This window comes from Vibrio sp. D54 (genome assembly GCF_021728075.1).
Taxonomy (GTDB): Bacteria; Pseudomonadota; Gammaproteobacteria; order Enterobacterales; family Vibrionaceae; genus Vibrio; species Vibrio alginolyticus.
In genome coordinates this window covers 139768-157716 of the sequence record NZ_JAKKCS010000007.1, presented here as the reverse complement: position 1 = coordinate 157716, position 17949 = coordinate 139768, and the positions used below count along the sequence as shown (strand labels likewise).

At 44.3% G+C, this 17949-nt stretch carries 17 protein-coding genes and 1 other annotated feature; of the genes, 16 read left to right on the top strand and 1 reads right to left on the bottom strand.

The window, feature by feature from the left end:
* Positions 1-83: 83 nt before the first annotated feature.
* The 8 genes from L3V37_RS11905 to L3V37_RS11870 all read left to right on the top strand — a co-directional run bounded on the left by L3V37_RS11905 (position 84) and on the right by L3V37_RS11870 (position 8030).
* Positions 84-209 carry a trp operon leader peptide gene (locus L3V37_RS11905; RefSeq protein WP_005376787.1) on the top strand — a complete coding sequence of 42 codons (126 nt, stop codon included), beginning with the start codon at positions 84-86 and terminating at the stop codon, positions 207-209.
* Positions 156-259, top strand: a sequence feature (Trp leader region). Its footprint overlaps the gene before it by 54 nt.
* A gap of 126 nt (positions 260-385) precedes the next feature.
* Entirely contained in the window at positions 386-1951 is a 1566-nt protein-coding gene (locus tag L3V37_RS11900; protein WP_237306386.1) for an anthranilate synthase component 1, read from the top strand.
* 16 nt (positions 1952-1967) lie between these two features.
* On the top strand, positions 1968-2576 hold the full coding sequence (locus L3V37_RS11895) for an aminodeoxychorismate/anthranilate synthase component II (RefSeq protein ID WP_005434961.1): 609 nt from the start codon (positions 1968-1970) through the stop codon (positions 2574-2576).
* Positions 2577-2613: 37 nt separating this feature from the next.
* Entirely contained in the window at positions 2614-3624 is a 1011-nt protein-coding gene (trpD, locus tag L3V37_RS11890) for an anthranilate phosphoribosyltransferase (RefSeq protein ID WP_130545109.1), read from the top strand.
* A 13-nt stretch (positions 3625-3637) separates the two neighbouring features.
* Positions 3638-5077, top strand: a complete 1440-nt coding sequence (gene trpCF, locus L3V37_RS11885) for a bifunctional indole-3-glycerol-phosphate synthase TrpC/phosphoribosylanthranilate isomerase TrpF (protein ID WP_033905672.1) — start codon at positions 3638-3640, stop codon at positions 5075-5077.
* Positions 5078-5141: 64 nt separating this feature from the next.
* The gene (trpB, locus tag L3V37_RS11880) at positions 5142-6332 is read left to right on the top strand and encodes a tryptophan synthase subunit beta (protein WP_005376781.1); all 1191 of its coding nucleotides are present in this window, start codon (positions 5142-5144) and stop codon (positions 6330-6332) included.
* Complete coding sequence (gene trpA, locus L3V37_RS11875) at positions 6332-7138, top strand: tryptophan synthase subunit alpha (protein WP_047009991.1); 807 nt, start codon at positions 6332-6334, stop codon at positions 7136-7138. The genes trpB and trpA overlap by 1 nt, the downstream gene beginning before the upstream one ends.
* A gap of 196 nt (positions 7139-7334) precedes the next feature.
* Entirely contained in the window at positions 7335-8030 is a 696-nt protein-coding gene (locus L3V37_RS11870; RefSeq protein WP_005376777.1) for a Crp/Fnr family transcriptional regulator, read from the top strand.
* Between the two features lie 126 nt (positions 8031-8156).
* Here L3V37_RS11870 and L3V37_RS11865 read toward each other — a convergent pair whose 3' ends face one another.
* Positions 8157-9698, bottom strand: coding sequence for a long-chain fatty acid--CoA ligase (locus L3V37_RS11865; RefSeq protein WP_237306385.1), 1542 nt, complete (start codon positions 9696-9698; stop codon positions 8157-8159).
* A 544-nt stretch (positions 9699-10242) separates the two neighbouring features.
* On the opposite strand from L3V37_RS11865, the gene L3V37_RS11860 reads away from it, so the two are divergent.
* From L3V37_RS11860 to L3V37_RS11825, 8 genes are all read left to right on the top strand, one after another.
* A complete protein-coding gene (locus L3V37_RS11860) occupies positions 10243-11502 on the top strand; it encodes a dicarboxylate/amino acid:cation symporter (RefSeq protein ID WP_005376774.1) in 1260 nt (419 codons plus the stop codon).
* Between the two features lie 156 nt (positions 11503-11658).
* Positions 11659-12843, top strand: a complete 1185-nt coding sequence (locus tag L3V37_RS11855; protein ID WP_237306384.1) for an acyl-homoserine-lactone synthase — start codon at positions 11659-11661, stop codon at positions 12841-12843.
* On the top strand, positions 12836-15376 hold the full coding sequence (locus tag L3V37_RS11850) for a hybrid sensor histidine kinase/response regulator (protein WP_237306383.1): 2541 nt from the start codon (positions 12836-12838) through the stop codon (positions 15374-15376). Before L3V37_RS11855 ends, L3V37_RS11850 begins: the two co-directional genes overlap by 8 nt.
* 111 nt (positions 15377-15487) lie before the next feature.
* Positions 15488-15730 carry a hypothetical protein gene (locus L3V37_RS11845; protein ID WP_005376770.1) on the top strand — a complete coding sequence of 81 codons (243 nt, stop codon included), beginning with the start codon at positions 15488-15490 and terminating at the stop codon, positions 15728-15730.
* Between the two features lie 199 nt (positions 15731-15929).
* Positions 15930-16493: a septation protein A gene (locus L3V37_RS11840; protein WP_033905687.1), complete on the top strand. Its 564-nt coding sequence runs from the start codon at positions 15930-15932 to the stop codon at positions 16491-16493.
* Between the two features lie 225 nt (positions 16494-16718).
* Entirely contained in the window at positions 16719-17114 is a 396-nt protein-coding gene (gene yciA, locus L3V37_RS11835) for an acyl-CoA thioester hydrolase YciA (protein ID WP_005376768.1), read from the top strand.
* Positions 17115-17229: 115 nt separating this feature from the next.
* Positions 17230-17526, top strand: a complete 297-nt coding sequence (locus tag L3V37_RS11830) for a YciI family protein (protein WP_237306382.1) — start codon at positions 17230-17232, stop codon at positions 17524-17526.
* Between the two features lie 3 nt (positions 17527-17529).
* The gene (locus L3V37_RS11825) at positions 17530-17922 is read left to right on the top strand and encodes a GspS/AspS pilotin family protein (protein ID WP_005386726.1); all 393 of its coding nucleotides are present in this window, start codon (positions 17530-17532) and stop codon (positions 17920-17922) included.
* Positions 17923-17949: the final 27 nt, after the last annotated feature.

Sequence of the window (17949 nt, the reverse complement as noted above, 5' to 3'; positions counted from 1 at the left end):
TTAATGCCGTTTTGGGGTTGACTTTTTACTCTCGCACTAGTTAACTAGTACACAAATACAAAGTACGTAATTTAAGGTTCACCATGTTACAAGAATTTAACCAAAACCAAAAAGCGAAAGTTGCGGTTTGTCTTAATAAGGCAAACTCATCAGATCTTGCTTGGTGGCGCACTTGGACTAGTTCTTGGTGGGCAAACGTATACTTCTAGTTTATAGAACCAAACGTTGTAAAGCCCGCTACTTAAGCGGGCTTTTTTGTTTTGTTGCTCATTTCACATTCAACTGCCTAAACATTAATCGAATATAGCCAACTCTAGATTGGGAGAACGTTTGCTTTATGCGACTATGTACGGCAGGAAGATTTAAACAGCTACAAGGAGGTCTTGTGAACAAGGCCATTGAAATTAAGAAACTTGGACAGCTTGAAGTGCTAACGGCTTCCGTCCCTTATACTCAAGACCCGACTCGCTTGTTCCACACACTATGTGAGAACAAAACTGACAGCCTATTGCTGGAATCTGCTGAGATCGATTCAAAGCAAAATTTAAAATCCCTGCTGATCGTAGATTCAGCGGTTCGCATTGTTTGCTTCGGCCATACCGTTAGCATGCACGCCTTGACCAATAACGGTAAAAACCTACTGTCTCACCTAAACCAGAACATCCGTGGTGACGTTGAGAGCAAGTTCGATGGCGAAACGCTAACTTTGCAGTTTAACCAGCCATGCGACACGTTAGATGAAGACTCTCGCCTACGTGAAGCCTCTTCTTTCGATGCGCTGCGTTTGGTTCAGCATAGTTTTGATATTTCACAGCAAGACAAACACGCGATTTTCCTTGGTGGTCTGTTTGCCTACGACTTAGTCGCAAACTTTGAGCCGCTTGGTAATGCCGAAGCAACAAATCAGTGTCCAGATTACGTTTTCTACGTCGCGGAAACACTACTTGTTGTCGACCATCAAACGGAATCTTGCCAGCTTCAAGCGACGTTGTTTGTTGATGGTTCAGAGAAAACAGCGTTAGAGACTCGTATTGCAGAAATTAGCGCCCAGTGTGCAGCGCCAAAACTGTTGCCGAGTGCAGAGCAAATAACAGATGTAACGGTAGAACCTAGCGTGTCTGATGCAGACTTCTGCCAAACCGTTCGCGACTTAAAAGAGTTCGTAGTGAAAGGCGATGTATTCCAAGTTGTACCATCTCGCCGATTCATTCTACCTTGCCCTTCTCCACTAGCGGCTTACAAAGAACTGAAACAAAGTAACCCAAGCCCTTACATGTTCTACATGCAAGATGAGCTGTTCACTCTGTTTGGCGCATCACCAGAAAGTGCGCTTAAGTACGAAACCGACACTAACCAAATTGAAATCTACCCAATCGCAGGCACTCGCCGCCGCGGTAAGCGCCCTAACGGCGAGATTGATTTCGACCTAGATAGCCGCATCGAACTTGAACTGCGTACCGACATGAAAGAAAACGCAGAGCACATGATGTTGGTTGACTTAGCACGTAACGACGTCGCTCGTATTGCTCAAGCTGGCACTCGCCACGTAGCAGACCTTCTAAAAGTCGACCGCTACAGCCACGTAATGCACTTGGTATCTCGTGTGGTTGGTCAACTGCGTGAAGACCTAGACGCGCTGCACGCATACCAAGCATGTATGAACATGGGCACGCTCACTGGTGCACCAAAGATTCGTGCCATGCAGTTGATTCGTGATGTAGAAGGCGCACGACGCGGTAGCTACGGCGGTGCTGTGGGTTACCTCACTGGCGAAGGTACATTAGATACTTGTATCGTGATCCGCTCAGCGTACGTTGAAAACGGTATTGCTCAAGTTCAAGCTGGTGCTGGCGTGGTGTTCGACTCTGATCCACAAGCGGAAGCAGACGAAACGCGCGGCAAAGCACAAGCGGTAATCTCTGCTATCCAAGCAGCTCATAAGTCACAATAAGGAATAGGGTTCAGAGATGGCTAATATCATTTTTATCGACAACTTTGACTCGTTCACCTACAACCTTGTGGATCAATTCCGCTCGCTAGGTCACTCAGTCAAGATTTACCGAAACAACATCCCAGCAGAAACCATTGAACAAGCGGTAAACGAGCTTGAAAACCCAGTGGTTCTGCTATCACCAGGTCCTGGTGCACCTTCAGAGGCAGGCTCAATGCCAGAGCTTATCCAACGTATGAAAGGCAAAGTGCCGATGATCGGCATTTGTCTTGGTCACCAAGCGATTGTTGAAGCGTACGGCGGTACTGTTGCTGGCGCAGGCGAAATCATTCACGGTAAGGTCTCTATGATGGAGCACCAAAACCATGCGATTTACCAAAACCTACCATCACCACTTGCAATTGCACGTTACCATTCGCTGGTTGCGACCAAGGTTCCTGAGAGCCTAACCATCACAGCAGAAGTGGATGATTTGGTAATGTCTGTTGTACATGAAGAAGATAAAGTTTGCGGGTTCCAGTTCCACCCGGAATCTATTATGACGACCTACGGAGCAACACTGTTGGCAAATGCCATTGAGTGGGCACTTGAAGAACAAACTTCAGCGAACCCACTCACTGCTTAAAAAGCACTTGGCACATAAGAAATTTAGGAGAGGAAATATGGAAGCAATCATCAACCCTATTATTACCAAACTGTACGAGCAAGAATCGCTTACTCAGGAAGAGAGCCAACAGCTATTCGACATCATTATCCGTGGTGAACTACATCCAATTTTGATGGCATCAGCACTGACTGCACTAAAAATCAAAGGCGAAACGCCAGACGAAATTGCAGGCGCGGCGAAAGCACTGCTGGCAAACGCAAACCCATTCCCTCGTCCAGATTATGACTTCGCAGATATCGTAGGTACTGGCGGCGACGGTCACAACACCATCAACATTTCAACCACTGCGGCGTTTGTTGCTGCAGCATGTGGTCTAAAAGTAGCGAAACACGGTAACCGAAGCGTTTCAAGCAAATCTGGTTCTTCTGATCTTCTTGATTCATTTGGTATCAACCTAGCTATGAGCGCAGACGATACGCGCAAAGCGGTCGACGATATCGGTGTTGCTTTCCTATTTGCACCTCAGTACCACGGTGGTGTGCGACATGCGATGCCAGTGCGTCAAACCATGAAAACACGCACTATCTTTAACATTCTTGGCCCACTGATTAACCCTGCTCGTCCTAACATCGAGTTGATGGGCGTTTACAGTGAAGAACTGGTTCGTCCTATCGCAGAAACCATGCTACAAATGGGTATGAAGCGCGCCGCTGTAGTACACGGCAGTGGCTTGGATGAAGTGGCGATTCATGGTGAAACAACCGTTGCCGAAATCAAAGACGGTAAGATCACAGAATACAAACTAACGCCTGCAGACTTCGGTCTAGAAGCGCACCCCCTAGAAGCGATCAAAGGTGGCGATCCTGAAGAAAACAAAGCGATCATTACCAATATTCTGACGGGTAAAGGTACAGACGCACAATTGGGCGCAGTGGCAGTAAACGTTGCTCTGCTAATGCGTCTATTCGGCCACGAAGATTTAAAAGCCAACACGCAACAAGCGATTGAGGCAATGAATTCAGGCAAGGCGTACCAATTGGTACAACAACTTGCCGCACACGCTTAAGGAATTGAAGAACATGACTGACTTCAACACTCAGCAAGCTGACAACCTGTCTGAACACGTTTCTAAGAAAGAAGCAGAAATGGCAGAAGTACTGGCGAAAATTGTCCGCGACAAATATCAGTGGGTAGCAGACCGTAAGGTGTCTCAACCGCTAAGCACATTTAAGTCTGATTTGCTGCCATCGGACCGCAGCTTCTACGATGCTCTGAGTGGCGAAAAGACGGCCTTCATCACCGAATGTAAGAAGGCATCTCCTTCTAAAGGTTTGATTCGTGATCACTTCGACTTGGATTACATTGCATCGGTTTACAACAACCATGCTGATGCGATTTCAGTCCTAACAGACGAGAAGTACTTCCAAGGTAACTTTGACTTTCTTCCTCAAGTGCGTGGTCAAGTCAAACAACCGGTTCTGTGCAAAGACTTCATGGTAGATACCTACCAAGTTTACCTAGCGCGTCATTACAGTGCTGATGCCGTGCTACTTATGCTTTCTGTCCTTAATGACGAAGAGTACAAAGCGCTAGAGGAAGCAGCGCACAGCCTGAACATGGGTATCTTGACCGAAGTCAGCAACGAAGAAGAGCTTCATCGTGCCGTTAAGCTAGGCGCACGCGTTATCGGCATTAATAACCGTAACCTTCGCGACCTAAGTACCGATTTGAATCGTACTAAAGAACTGGCACCGACCATTCGTGAACTGGCTCCTAACGCAACAGTAATCTCAGAATCTGGCATTTATACCCATCAACAAGTTCGTGATTTAGCGGAATACGCAGACGGCTTCTTGATTGGTAGTTCACTGATGGCGGAAGACAACCTTGAACTTGCAGTACGTAAAGTGACGTTAGGCGAAAACAAAGTCTGTGGCTTAACGCACCCAGATGACGCAGCGAAAGCGTACCAAGCTGGTGCGGTATTTGGTGGTCTGATTTTTGTCGAGAATTCGAAGCGTGCGGTCGACCTTGAAGGTGCGCGCTTAACCATGAGCGGTGCTCCACTTAACTACGTAGGCGTGTTCCAAAATCACGATATCGATTTTGTTGCTTCTGTCGTGACCTCTTTGGGTTTAAAAGCGGTGCAACTGCACGGTCAAGAAGACCAAGCTTACGTTAATCAGCTAAAAGCAGAGCTACCAGCATGTGTTGAAATCTGGAAAGCTTACGGTGTGACAGATGCGAAGCCAGAACTGCTTTCGGACAACATTGACCGTCACCTATTAGATGCACAAGTTGGCACTCAAACAGGTGGAACCGGACAAGTGTTCGACTGGTCACTGATCGGCGACCCAAGTCAAATTATGCTAGCGGGCGGACTGTCGCCAGAAAATGCTCAACAAGCAGCGACACTAGGTTGCTTGGGATTAGATTTAAACTCTGGTGTAGAAAGCGCACCAGGCAAAAAAGATTCACAGAAGTTGCTTGCGGCCTTCACCGCCATTCGCAACTACTAAAGCTGGACATCAGCTAAAAAATTTAAAGCTATTCGTAGCGAAAAATACGAGAAGGAATATAACGATGGCAAAACTGAATGCCTACTTTGGCGAATACGGCGGTCAGTACGTTCCGCAAATTCTAGTTCCAGCACTGGAGCAACTAGAGCAAGCGTTTATCGACGCGCAAGAAGATCCAGAATTCCGCAGCGAATTCATGACGCTTCTTCAAGAGTATGCGGGCCGTCCAACGGCTTTGACTCTAACTCGTAACCTAACCAAAGGTACGAAAACCAAACTGTACCTAAAACGTGAAGACCTACTTCACGGTGGCGCGCACAAGACCAACCAAGTGTTAGGTCAAGCTCTGCTTGCGAAACGCATGGGTAAAAACGAAATCATCGCAGAAACAGGCGCAGGCCAACACGGTGTTGCAACCGCACTAGCGTGTGCACTACTTGGCCTTAAGTGTCGCGTTTACATGGGTGCAAAAGACGTTGAACGTCAAAGCCCGAACGTATTCCGTATGAAGCTAATGGGCGCAGAAGTTATTCCTGTCCACTCGGGTTCAGCGACACTTAAAGATGCATGTAACGAAGCGCTACGCGACTGGTCTGCAACTTATGAAGATGCGCATTACCTACTAGGTACAGCGGCAGGCCCTCACCCATTCCCAACGATCGTGCGTGACTTCCAACGCATGATTGGTGAAGAAACGAAGAATCAGATTTTGGCACGTGAAGGTCGTCTTCCTGATGCGGTTATCGCATGTGTGGGCGGTGGTTCAAACGCGATTGGTATGTTTGCTGACTTCATCGAAGAAGAAAGCGTTCGCCTAATTGGTGTTGAGCCAGCAGGTAAAGGTATCGATACTGACCAGCACGGTGCACCACTTAAGCATGGTAAAACAGGCATCTTCTTCGGTATGAAAGCACCATTGATGCAAGATCCAAACGGCCAAGTAGAAGAGTCTTACTCGGTGTCTGCTGGCCTTGATTTCCCTTCAGTTGGTCCACAGCACGCACACCTAAACGCAATTGGCCGTGCTGAATACGACAACGTGACAGACGATGAAGCGCTAGAAGCATTCCAAGAGATTGCACGCCATGAAGGCATCATCCCTGCACTTGAATCTTCTCACGCCGTGGCACACGCACTGCGTATGGCACGTGAGAATCCAGAAAAAGAGCAATTGCTGGTTGTTAACCTATCTGGTCGTGGTGATAAAGATATCTTCACTGTACATGCCATCCTAGAAGAAAAAGGAGCGATCTAATGAGCCGTTATGAGAAGATGTTTGCGCGCCTAAACGAAAAGAACCAAGGCGCATTTGTACCGTTCGTAACGGTTTGCGATCCAAACGCAGAGCAGTCTTACAAAATCATGGAAACACTGGTTGAGTCTGGCGCAGATGCCCTTGAACTTGGTATTCCATTCTCAGATCCGCTAGCCGATGGCCCAACCATCCAAGGCGCTAACATTCGCGCGTTAGATTCAGGTGCAACTCCAGATATCTGCTTCGAGCAAATCGGTAAGATCCGAGCTAAATACCCAGAGTTGCCTATTGGTCTTCTGATGTACGCGAACCTTGTTTACTCTCGTGGTATCGAGAACTTCTATGAGCGTTGTGCAAAAGCAGGCATCGATTCTGTTTTGATTGCAGACGTACCAACTAATGAAAGTGCTGAATTTGTTGCTGCTGCAGAGAAGTTTGGTATTCACCCAATCTTCATCGCACCACCAACGGCAAGTGATGAAACACTGAAGCAAGTATCAGAGTTAGGTGGCGGCTACACTTACCTACTATCTCGTGCTGGCGTTACTGGCGCAGAAACCAAAGCAAACATGCCTGTAGGTCATATGCTGGATAGACTGAACCAATTTGATGCGCCACCAGCACTACTTGGTTTTGGCATCTCAGAGCCTGCACAGGTGAAACAAGCACTAGAATCTGGCGCCGCTGGTGCAATTTCTGGTTCAGCCGTGGTCAAAATCATTGAAGCGAACGTTGATCAGCCACAAATTATGCTCGACAAGCTAGGTGAATTCGTTTCTGCAATGAAAGCCGCCACTCAAAAATAATTTCAGTTTGATATGACACAACAACGCCCGCTTAACATTATGTTTAGTGGGCGTTTTCTTACTATCGCGTTTATGCCACGTCATTTTTTGTTCAACGCCCGCACTTTCCAAATCTATCTCAAGCAGAGCACTCAAAGAGTGTTAAGCTTGGGTAACTTAACTAACTCAATAAAGCAATGTGCAGTAAGGTTGCTACATGGAAGAAGTCAAAACACTGCTAGCCAAATGTCCTGTACTATCAGGGCTGCCAGATAAAGGGCTTAGTGAAGCAGCGCAAATGACTAAGGTTCGCTGCTTCGACGAAAAAGCACTGATTTGCAATAAAGGTGCGCTTCAATCTTCTCTTATGGTCATAGCTCAAGGTGCAGTGAGAGTGAACTCAATTAGTTCAAAAGGCAAAGAAGTCACACTGATGATTTTCGAAGCTGGTGGCTGGTTTGGAGACAATGTTTTTTCTCCCGGCATGCCTCGTATTTTTGGTGCGACCGCGCATTCTGACGTGACTGTAATGGAGCTTCCTGGAGATAAATTTCGCCAATTACTCGCCAAATACCCTCAAAGTTACCCCACTATACTCGACTTACTTAGCCGCCGCTTGTGGTCTGCTATTTCTGTTATCGAAGATGACGCGATTAGAGGAATTGAAGAACGAGTCGCCAAAAGGTTGCTGCTACTTGCTGAATACCAACTTAATCAAGCGATCGATACTCGACCATGCGTTGTCAGGGTAACAAGAGAACATATCGCTAACATGATGGGGCTAACTCGTCAGAGCGTACACAAGATACTAAAACGATTAGAAAGTATTGGGATGCTAGAGCTAAACTATGGCTCAGTAACCATTACCAATCCGAAACGCTTAGAAGAATACTTTAAAGAACTCGAGCAATAGATCCATTCAACAAACGGTAAGTATTGTCTAACGATAGCTAAAAACCTTATGCATCTAATTGGTCAAGAGCACAACACCATTTGCACTTAAGCAAGTGGTGCTGTGACACAAAAACCATTGAATTGACTAAGCTATATTCAATTCAGATTTCAACTCACGTTTCAAAATCTTTCCTGTCGCACTCATCGGGAGGTGTTCACGAATTTCGACATAACGAGGATATTTAAACGAGGCTAATTGCTCTTTACCCCACTTTTGTAATGAATCGGCGTCAATGTATTCTTTTGGTTTAAGTACAACGTAGGCTTTTATCTCTTCGCCATACTCTTCATTTGGAATCCCTATCACCGCTACCATTGAAACTGCAGGATGAGTCATGAAAACTTCTTCAATTTCTCTGGGATAAACATTAAATCCACCTCGAATGATCAGATCTTTCATTCTATCGACAATAAATAAATTACCTGAACTGTCAAAGCGGCCCACATCACCAGTATGGAACCAACCATTTTGTAGCGCAGATTCAGTAACTTCTGGGCGGTCAAGATATCCCTTCATAACATTATGACCACGCACAACAATCTCACCTTCTTCGCCTATCGGTAGTGCATTGCCTTCAATGTCGATAACTTTTACTTCGACACCTTGAACCGGTTGACCTACCGAGCCTGGTATACGCTCCTGATCCAAATGATTAAAACATGCAATAGGACTTGTCTCCGACAAGCCGTACCCTTCTAAGATCGGCACATTAAATGTTTCTTCAAAGGTTCGAAAGATTTCGGTTGGCAATGACGCACCACCGCTTACTGCAACACGCAATGACGAGGTATCAAATTGATGCTGCACATGAAGCAGACCGATGTACATCGTTGGCACACCAGCAAATATCGTCACCCTATGTTTTTCCACCAGCTCAAGAACATGTTTAGGCTCAAACCTAGGCACCAACACCAATGTTGCCCCGCCCAAAACACTAGCATTTAAGTGGACGGTTTGACCAAATGTATGAAATAAAGGCAAAGTTACTAAGTGAATATCATCGGCCTGGCTGCCCATAATGTTTTGTGCCACCAGAGCGTTCATTATGATGTTCTGCTGAGTCAGCTCAGCGCCTTTTGGTAAGCCTGTCGTCCCTGATGTATACAAAATCACACAAGTATCATCCGCATTACGCGGTATATAATCCGGCAACGGTTGGACATCGGCTATAAACGCATTGAGAGTTATTACACCATTCCAATAGCTTTCATCTTGAGATTGAGTCAGTACGACTATGCCTTCGCATGTATCGACTTGTTCAAAGGCTTTGACGCCCTCTTTTGCCATTGGCAGTTCTTTCGTCCCTTCAAAGCAGAAATAAAACTTCGCTTTTGAATCTTCTAAGTGATACTTAATTTCTCGCGCTTTCAAAAGCACATTTAATGGGACTGCAACCGCGCCAGCTTTTTGTATTGCATAATAAACAAACGCGAAAAAAGGAATGTTTGGGCATGAAATTGTAACGCGGTCACCTGGCTTTACACCTTTATTGATTAAAGATGCTGCGATCTTGCCGGCGATCGCATCAAATTGCGCATAATTTATCTTTTCAGCGCCACATATCAACGCCGTTTTATCTGGTTTACTCGCAGCATTTCTTTGTAACGCAGCAGCAAGATTCATCATAGTCTCTTCACCTCTTACTTGTCTTTCTCGTCTAATCAGCTCAGGAGCATTAACTAAGCAAGTTATCCTTAACACTGGATCGTCAGCATTTGAGTCTCACCAGTCATTATTATTTAACATTATGTTTACAACGCAATTAGAGCCAAGAATGTAAAGCAATTAACATTTCAGAAGGCAAATTAATAAAAGTGTGAGCTTGAAAGAGATGAATTGTTATAAACATCAACCCAAGTCACTAAAAAACTCTGACTGCAATAGCAAATACAAAAGCAGCTAAAATTAACAAAAAGAAAACAAATAAAGAGAAATAAACTTGAACAATCCTAAGCGCGACCCTTATAAGAAAAATCAATAGCAAACGTTTGCCATTGAACAAAACTTTATCGTTCGTCAATAAAATATCGATTAATCCATCAATAATACCTTGCTGCATATTGCCAATTGTAAACGATAAGTGTAAAAAGCAAGGCGAGATAATTATCCGTAAATCCATTTATGGTTAGTGGGTAATTTTAGGATTTTACATTTTATTAGCACAGAGGTTGTGGAAGTGTTAAAAGAAAAGAGTTTGCTAAACAACATTGGCGTACAGGTCGTAATCGCCATGATCGTGGGCACAGCCGTTGGTGCCATGATGGGTCATGATGCGACAGTGTTCGCTCCTTTAGGTGCTATCTTTATCAACTTAATCAAAATGTTGGTTATTCCTTTGGTCGCTGTAGCCTTGATTTCTGGCGCCGCTGGTCTTGGGAACAGCCAGTCAGCAGGTAAAGTTGGTATCGTCACTCTAGGTTATTTTGGTTTAACATCCGCCCTAGCCGTTGCGCTTGCACTATTTATGGGTGAAGTATTCCAACCAGGCATGGGTATCGACGTCTCTGGCGTTGAAGGCATGTTCTCAGCAGAATACGCTTCAAAAGGTGAACTACCTACTTTCTGGGCAACCATCACTGGTATGATCCCAACCAACGTTTTCCAATCACTAAATGAAGCAAACATCCTACAGATCCTCGTTTTCTGTATGTTCTTTGGTATTGCGATTTCTAAGCAAGCAAAAGAACGTCGTGAACCAATCATCAATGGTGTTAACTGCATCGTTGACGCAATGGTTTGGATGATCAACAAAGTAATGATCATTGCACCTATCGGTGTATTTGGTCTGATGGCAGAAGCCGTCGGTACGTTTGGTTTTGGTGCGCTAATGGTGGTGTTTAAACTGTTCGTTGTTTACGTTGCCGCCATCCTAATCTTCGGTTTCGTTGTTTACCCAGCAATGGTGCATGTTTTCACGAAGACATCTGCGAAGAAATTCCTGTCTTCAATGAAGAAACCGCAAGCAGTTGCGCTTTCAACAGCGTCTTCTATGGCAACACTGCCTGTCACAATGGACACCTGTGAAAAAGAGCTGGGCGTAAAAAATTCAACTGCATCATTTGTTCTGCCTCTAGGCGCAACGATCAACATGTCAGGTAATGCGATTTACTATGGCTTGGTTGCTATCTTCTTTGCTCAACTGTTCAATATCGATCTAGGCATGGGCGCTTACATTGCAATTATCGTAACGTCTACATTGGGTGCGGTTGGTCAAGCGGGTGTTCCTGGCCCTTCTTTCCTAGTGGTTGCCGTGCTTCTTGCCGCTGGCATTCCAATTGAAGGTCTACCGCTGCTATTCGCTCTTGACCGTATTTTCGATATGATTCGTACAGCACTGAACATCACAGGTGATGCTGCATGTGCAGTTATCGTTGATGCGCTAATTGAAGAAGAAACGGCAGAAGCTGAGCTAAAAAAGCAAGAAGCCTAACCCTTTCTTGAATAGACCAAAAACCGCTCATAATGAGCGGTTTTTTTGTCTTTTCTTGCATTACGTAACTATACAAATAGAAACCGATGGCATAAATTTTTCAAAATGATATAAACCATTACAAAATATAACAAAACGTTAGAACTAGGTTATATCATGAGTCTTGAGCAATCTTTGGAATATCTCACCAAAACAAATGTGCCGATCGAATCAAAGCAGCAGGCACTGATTGACTTAGTTATTCTTACCCTAACGAAACAAAAACGAGATGCTCTTTTTCAACAGGTTGCTCTGTATCGAATAAAACTGCTTAAATCTCTCTTTCCTAAACACGCATCAAAAAGTCTTTCTGCACTATTTGAGTTAATGGATTATCGAGATTTAGTGCAACAGTATCCGACAGGTTTCTCCGAAGAGATTCGTTTACTTGAACAACTTGCCGCAGATTGTTACCCGCATTGGATGGTTTTCTGGTGTCAATGCGAGATCGAAGCAATCAAACAAAAATATCCTTCAAACGAAGCTGCTATTCCTACTCCGCTCCCGTTTAACGACAACAGTTATACTAGCGTGTTAATTGAAGATATCGCAGATTGCGACCTTAAGGTCATGCTGCCAAATCATGCTGCGTTAATGCCGATTTCCGAAGCGATCACACTGAGTAATCTTGAGCTTTTCGTCCAAGCTGAACAGTGGTTTGAAATCTTGCCTCTTTTATCACTCTCGCAAAAAGGGCAGCACTTTGCCCTCTTGCTCAAATCGTCATCTTCACCAATCATGGTCTCCTCCGCTTTAGTGCAAAGCTGGCATCAACGAAATAACTGGCTTAGTTACTCACCACAGTTTAGTAACGAACAATGGCAGTTTTGCTTTCCTAATCATGGGTACAGTGTTCTCAATCAACTGGGTATTTTGGAGTGTCGTGCTCTAACTCATGAGCACACTCTTATTGAGTTTGATGCTCAGTTTCAATCTCGTGTAAAGAACACTGAAGCGGTTTGCGAAGTGCTGCGCCTTACGGTGGGAGGCAACATCCAACAAAAGCTGTATTTTTTGTATCTGGCGCAAAAAACAATGATGAGTGAGCTTTATAAAACAGGCTATAAGCTCGGCTTTACCATTATTGAGCAAGTATTTATGTTAAATTTCTATCAATCTATTGATTTAAGTGCCTACTTTCACTCAGGATACCGCGACATTAACGGTGACGGTACCAAGACATACCGCGGTTTCTGGAATTTAGGTATGATGGTTGAAGCATTTCAAGACATACAATTTCGCGACTACAAACATTGCGTACGAACAAAAAGAATGGATAAAAAGGTGAATGAGCATGCTTGATGTTCATTTGCACGGTCTCTTTTACCCAAAAGCAATGGCATTGTACGCGACTGTACTAATAGTATTCGCTTGGCTACTGTATTACTGCTATCGCCTAAAACAGAAGAGTGAATCAATCTTAGGCTCGCATCACGCGCCTTACATCGCTTATTCCAGCTGTATCATTGTTTGGATAAGCAGCAACGCCTATTTCCATACCGATTTATTGCCAGAATTAGGCTCTGTTGGTGGTATTTTTATGGCTAAGTTAGCGAACTTAGCGTCTTTTTTCGCCTTTGCGTTTGCATTCTATTTTTCTTGCCAGTTAACCGCAGATGTTAAAAAAACAGCGGTCAAAGTCTGGCAAAAAGTCGTCTTTGTCGCACTAGCAACGTATTCACTGTACATCAACTTAGTGCCGAATCTTACTGTCGAAAATGTCACCATTAGTGCTCCAAGCCAGTTCGTCATTGAATTTGGCCCACATACCTCATATTTTTTCATTAGTTTGCTAGCTTTCGTGGTACTAACGCTGCTTAACTTGATTGCCATGCGCGCGAACAGCAGCAAGCTCACGCTAGCAAAAAGCAACTATATGATCTCTGGCATTTTGGTATTCATGTTATCTACGGCAGTGATACACCTTGGAATGACGTATTTCCTTGGCGACTTCTCCCTAACTTGGTTACCACCAGCACTTTCAATCAGCGAAATGTTGTTTGTGGGCTATGCCCTACTTACCTCTCGCTTCTACAGCGCTAAATATCTCACGTACTTAACGGTAAGCGCGCTCTTAGTCTGCGCCATTTTTGTTCTGCCGCTAGGGGCGATATTTATTCCTATCTCTGAAGATAACCAATGGCTTGTTGCGGTACCTTTATGCGCGCTTATCGGTATCACTTGGCACTTGCTTTTTAAGCGAGTCAGTCGTTTCGCTTCGTATTTTATTTATGGGAAACGACACACTCCCGTTCAGCAAATCCTTGGGTTAGAGGAAGAGTTTAAACGCTCAATAGATGATGCTATGCGTCAGTTGGCATCGTTACTTAACATACCAAACAACAAGCTACAGCTAGTCACTAGCAATTACACAGAAACGTTTTACGAAGAGTACCTGCCGTCAAGCAAGTCAGTTCTCGTGCTTGATGAGTTGTCTGAAGAAATTGATTATGCCTCCTCTTCTAAAGGGTCGATGAGAAAGCTCTACGAGCGCATGCGCTCAAGCAATACTGCGCTCGTTATGCCTCTCTTCGGTCGTGGAAAATCTGTTACTCACTTGCTGATTTCTTCACATAAAATAGATAATAAGCTGTTTTCTAATGAAGAAATCTCAGCTCTGCAAACGTTATTAGTTCGCATCCAGAGCACCATTGAAGCCGATAGAAAGGTACGCCAAAGCCGTGCGCTGGCTAACTCCATTGCACATGAAATGCGTAACCCTCTCGCTCAAGTACAATTACAATTTGAAGCTTTAAAACAGCATATAGAGTCAAACGCCTCACTGGATACGCTAAAAAGAGAAATTGATAAAGGTGAAGCCGCTATACAACGCGGTCGACAACTTATCGATATTATTTTACGAGAAGTTAGCGACAGTTCACCAGAGCATGAGCCTTTAGTTCTCACTTCCATACATAAAGCCATCGACCAAGCAGTAAGCCGTTATGGTTTTGAAAACGATCAAATAATAGAGAGAATTAACCTGCCACAGGCACACGATTTTGTCGCGAAGTTAAATGAGACCCTGTTTAACTTTGTCATTTTCAATTTGATTCGTAACGCTATCTACTATTTTGATTCTTATCCCGACAGTCAAATTGAGATTCGTACCCAGACGGGGGCTTACGAAAACATTCTGATCTTCCGAGATAGTGGGCCAGGTATAGATAGCAGTATCTTACACAAGATATTTGATGACTTTTTCTCGTATCAAAAAAGCGGAGGCAGTGGCTTAGGTTTGGGCTATTGCCAACGTGTTATGCGCTCCTTCGGAGGACGAATAGAGTGCCAGTCTGAATTGAACGAGTTCACAGAATTCTACTTGTATTTCCCAGTCGTACCAAACGCACCAAAACCAGAGACATTAAGAGCACCGGACTTTGATAGCTGGAAAGCAACTGCATCACATTCTGAAAATCATTCAGCTCAACACGTACAAGTATGTAAAGATGCACCAACAGTGCTCATTGTTGATGACAAAGAGGTGCAACGCACCTTGGTACAAATGTATTTAAAAAGATTGGGAGTCAACAGCTTACAAGCAAATAGTGGAGCCTCTGCGGTAGAACTATTCCACTCTCACAAGATTGATCTCGTTCTTATGGATGTCCAAATGCCGGTAATGAATGGATTTGACGCAAGCCAACGGATTAAGCAAATCACATCTTCCGTTCCAATCATTGCCTTATCTGGTGAGTCTGGAGCTAGAGAGTTGGAGCTAATTTCGAAACTCATGGATGACAGACTCGAAAAGCCCACCACGTTAAATGCACTTCAAGTCGTCATCCAAAGATGGTTACAGAACGAGAATTTTGCACCTTCCAACACTTTTTAATTTGCAAATATAGAATTGGCACTAGATGTGCATTATTGGAGTAAATCGAATTATCCAGAAGGTCAAGCAGGCTGCAAAAGAGTAGCGTATGAGCTTGATAAGGAGATCGCCATGTTACTTCATCGTCATACATACTACGGCTTGATTCATCATGGAATCAAAACACTGTTACTTGATCGCTTAGGCCACTATACAGAAGAAGAGTATCATCAGTATCTGAGCCTGATGACTGGTAAATCCACTTGCTTCACGATGTCTCTTGAAGAGCTAGAAGCAACGGTCGATAACTTACTACGGGAAGGCTATTTAGAAGATGTAAAAACGCTTATTTCCCAATATCAACGTGTGGCTTAAGGTTTAAAACTCTCAACTTTATTGCCGCCTCATCGCGGCAATTTTTATTCCTTCCATATGCTGTTTCGACATGGAAGAATCTTGCGGTCTATACGATATACTAAGCGTTACTATTCTTACCTTAACTTCCTCAGTATTCACATCTTGTCAGATTCCGTTAGACTGTCTTCAATTCAATAATTAGGTAGATTTTGCCATCATGAAGCAGATCCTAGACTTTATACCACTCATCATTTTCTTCGCTTTATACAAGCTGTACGACATCTACGTGGCGACAGGTGCACTGATCGTAGCAACAGCCATTCAGCTTGTCGTCACCTACGCACTGTATAAGAAAGTCGAAAAGATGCAACTAATAACATTTGTTATCGTCACTATCTTCGGCGGCATGACCCTTTTTTTCCACGACGACAATTTTATAAAGTGGAAAGTCACCATCATTTACGCGATTCTGGCGATTGGCTTAGCAGTGAGCCACGCATTGGGAAAATCAGCCATCAAAGGTATGCTAGGCAAGGAAATTACGTTACCTGACGCTGTTTGGGCAAAGATTAACTGGGCTTGGGTTGGCTTCTTCTCATTCTTCGCTGGCCTAAACATTTATATTGCTTACGAATTGCCGTTGGATGTTTGGGTTAACTTCAAAGTATTTGGAATGTTGATCGCGACATTTGCCTACATGATTGCGACTGGCTTTTACATTTATAAACACATGCCAAAAGAACAAAAAAATAACTCATCCGACGTGTCCACTGATGATTAAAAACTCAGTTTTGCTATAATCCGCGACTTCACAGCGACCTTAGGGTCGCTGTTTTGCTCCATGTATCAGTAAACCGCTCAAACAACGTACCGTTTTCAGACCATTCTTGCTGCTGTAAACCAACTTTCTCTGGTCCGGTATCTGCGGTTTTTTAAGGACCTTTGGTTCTAGGTATTTACTATGTTGGCGCTTAGTTTGAGCGCCTTTAAGATTTAGGATGTCACAATGAGTCAAGAAATTAGCTCTCCGAAAGGTCAAATGCTGCTTCGTACCCTTGCAATGCCTGCAGATACAAACGCCAATGGCGATATTTTTGGCGGTTGGATAATGTCTCAGCTCGACTTAGCGGGCGCGATTCTGGCAAAAGAGATCTCTTGTGGTCGCGTTGTCACCGTTTCGGTATCAAGCATTACGTTCAAAAAACCTGTTGGTGTGGGCGATGTCGTATGCTGCTACGGCGAATGCACTAAGATCGGCCGCACATCCATGAGTGTCGATTTGGAAGTATGGGTCAAACCCGTCAAAGCTCACGGTGTTGGCGAACGCTTCATGGTTTGTGATGCGACCTTCAACTACGTAGCCATTGACAGTGAAGGTAAACCACGTCCGGTTCAGAATTAGTCAACCTACAACGCTAACAGTTAGAAAGGATCTCACATTTTCTGTTGTTCACTTGTGAGAGACACAAAAAAGGCGTTAAATTAACACTTTACCCTACCAATTAAGGAACTATGCTATGTGGTATGTCATCTTTTCACAGGACGTTGAGAACTCGTTGGAAAAACGCATGAGCGTTCGCCCACAACACTTGGATCGCTTACAAAAGTTACAAGACGAAGGTCGCCTTCTTACAGCTGGTCCGATGCCTGCGATAGATTCTGACAATCCTGGTGAAGCTGGATTTACGGGCTCAACTGTCATCGCTGAATTCGTCTCGCTAGAGGATGCTAAAGCGTGGGCAGAAGCCGATCCTTACGTAGCGGCTGGTGTTTACGATAATGTAATCGTGAAACCGTTCAAAAAAGTGTTTTAATTTATGAAAAAATTACTGTGTCTTTTCTTGGTATTTGGTGCTCTGGCTGGCTGTTCATCAACCGATGATAATCAGCGGCAACTTGAGCTTATGGCATCAAACCGAGCAGGAGTCTTGTCAGCGGGCCTCCCTTTAGAGTACGGTCCACTGCAAATAATGCGTGTCTCATCCAACAAAAATGTTGTAGAGATGATGATGATTTATAACGATGGCGCACTCGGTGCAAAGCCGTTAAATCAAGTACTGAATACCAGTATCTATACCTACTGCAGCAACCCAGAAGTTCGCAAGCAAATTGATATGGGCTTGATGTATCGTATTAAGGTACGTAATTCTCGCGGTCAGTTGATGGCAGATGAGTTGGTTTCCGCACAGACTTGTACTCAGGTGAAGTAGCTACAGTAATTTTTGTTGCTTTCGGCA

Bases quoted from the DNA above. Each gene is read 5' to 3' on its own strand.
- L3V37_RS11905 (WP_005376787.1), top strand. From the start codon at position 84: ATGTTACAAGAATTTAACCAAAACCAAAAAGCGAAAGTTGCGGTTTGT.
- L3V37_RS11895 (WP_005434961.1), top strand. From the start codon at position 1,968: ATGGCTAATATCATTTTTATCGACAACTTTGACTCGTTCACCTACAAC.
- trpD (WP_130545109.1), top strand. From the start codon at position 2,614: ATGGAAGCAATCATCAACCCTATTATTACCAAACTGTACGAGCAAGAA.
- trpCF (WP_033905672.1), top strand. From the start codon at position 3,638: ATGACTGACTTCAACACTCAGCAAGCTGACAACCTGTCTGAACACGTT.
- trpB (WP_005376781.1), top strand. From the start codon at position 5,142: ATGGCAAAACTGAATGCCTACTTTGGCGAATACGGCGGTCAGTACGTT.
- trpA (WP_047009991.1), top strand. From the start codon at position 6,332: ATGAGCCGTTATGAGAAGATGTTTGCGCGCCTAAACGAAAAGAACCAA.
- L3V37_RS11870 (WP_005376777.1), top strand. From the start codon at position 7,335: ATGGAAGAAGTCAAAACACTGCTAGCCAAATGTCCTGTACTATCAGGG.
- L3V37_RS11865 (WP_237306385.1), bottom strand. From the start codon at position 9,698: ATGATGAATCTTGCTGCTGCGTTACAAAGAAATGCTGCGAGTAAACCA.
- L3V37_RS11855 (WP_237306384.1), top strand. From the start codon at position 11,659: ATGAGTCTTGAGCAATCTTTGGAATATCTCACCAAAACAAATGTGCCG.
- L3V37_RS11850 (WP_237306383.1), top strand. From the start codon at position 12,836: ATGCTTGATGTTCATTTGCACGGTCTCTTTTACCCAAAAGCAATGGCA.
- L3V37_RS11845 (WP_005376770.1), top strand. From the start codon at position 15,488: ATGTTACTTCATCGTCATACATACTACGGCTTGATTCATCATGGAATC.
- L3V37_RS11840 (WP_033905687.1), top strand. From the start codon at position 15,930: ATGAAGCAGATCCTAGACTTTATACCACTCATCATTTTCTTCGCTTTA.
- yciA (WP_005376768.1), top strand. From the start codon at position 16,719: ATGAGTCAAGAAATTAGCTCTCCGAAAGGTCAAATGCTGCTTCGTACC.
- L3V37_RS11830 (WP_237306382.1), top strand. From the start codon at position 17,230: ATGTGGTATGTCATCTTTTCACAGGACGTTGAGAACTCGTTGGAAAAA.
- L3V37_RS11825 (WP_005386726.1), top strand. From the start codon at position 17,530: ATGAAAAAATTACTGTGTCTTTTCTTGGTATTTGGTGCTCTGGCTGGC.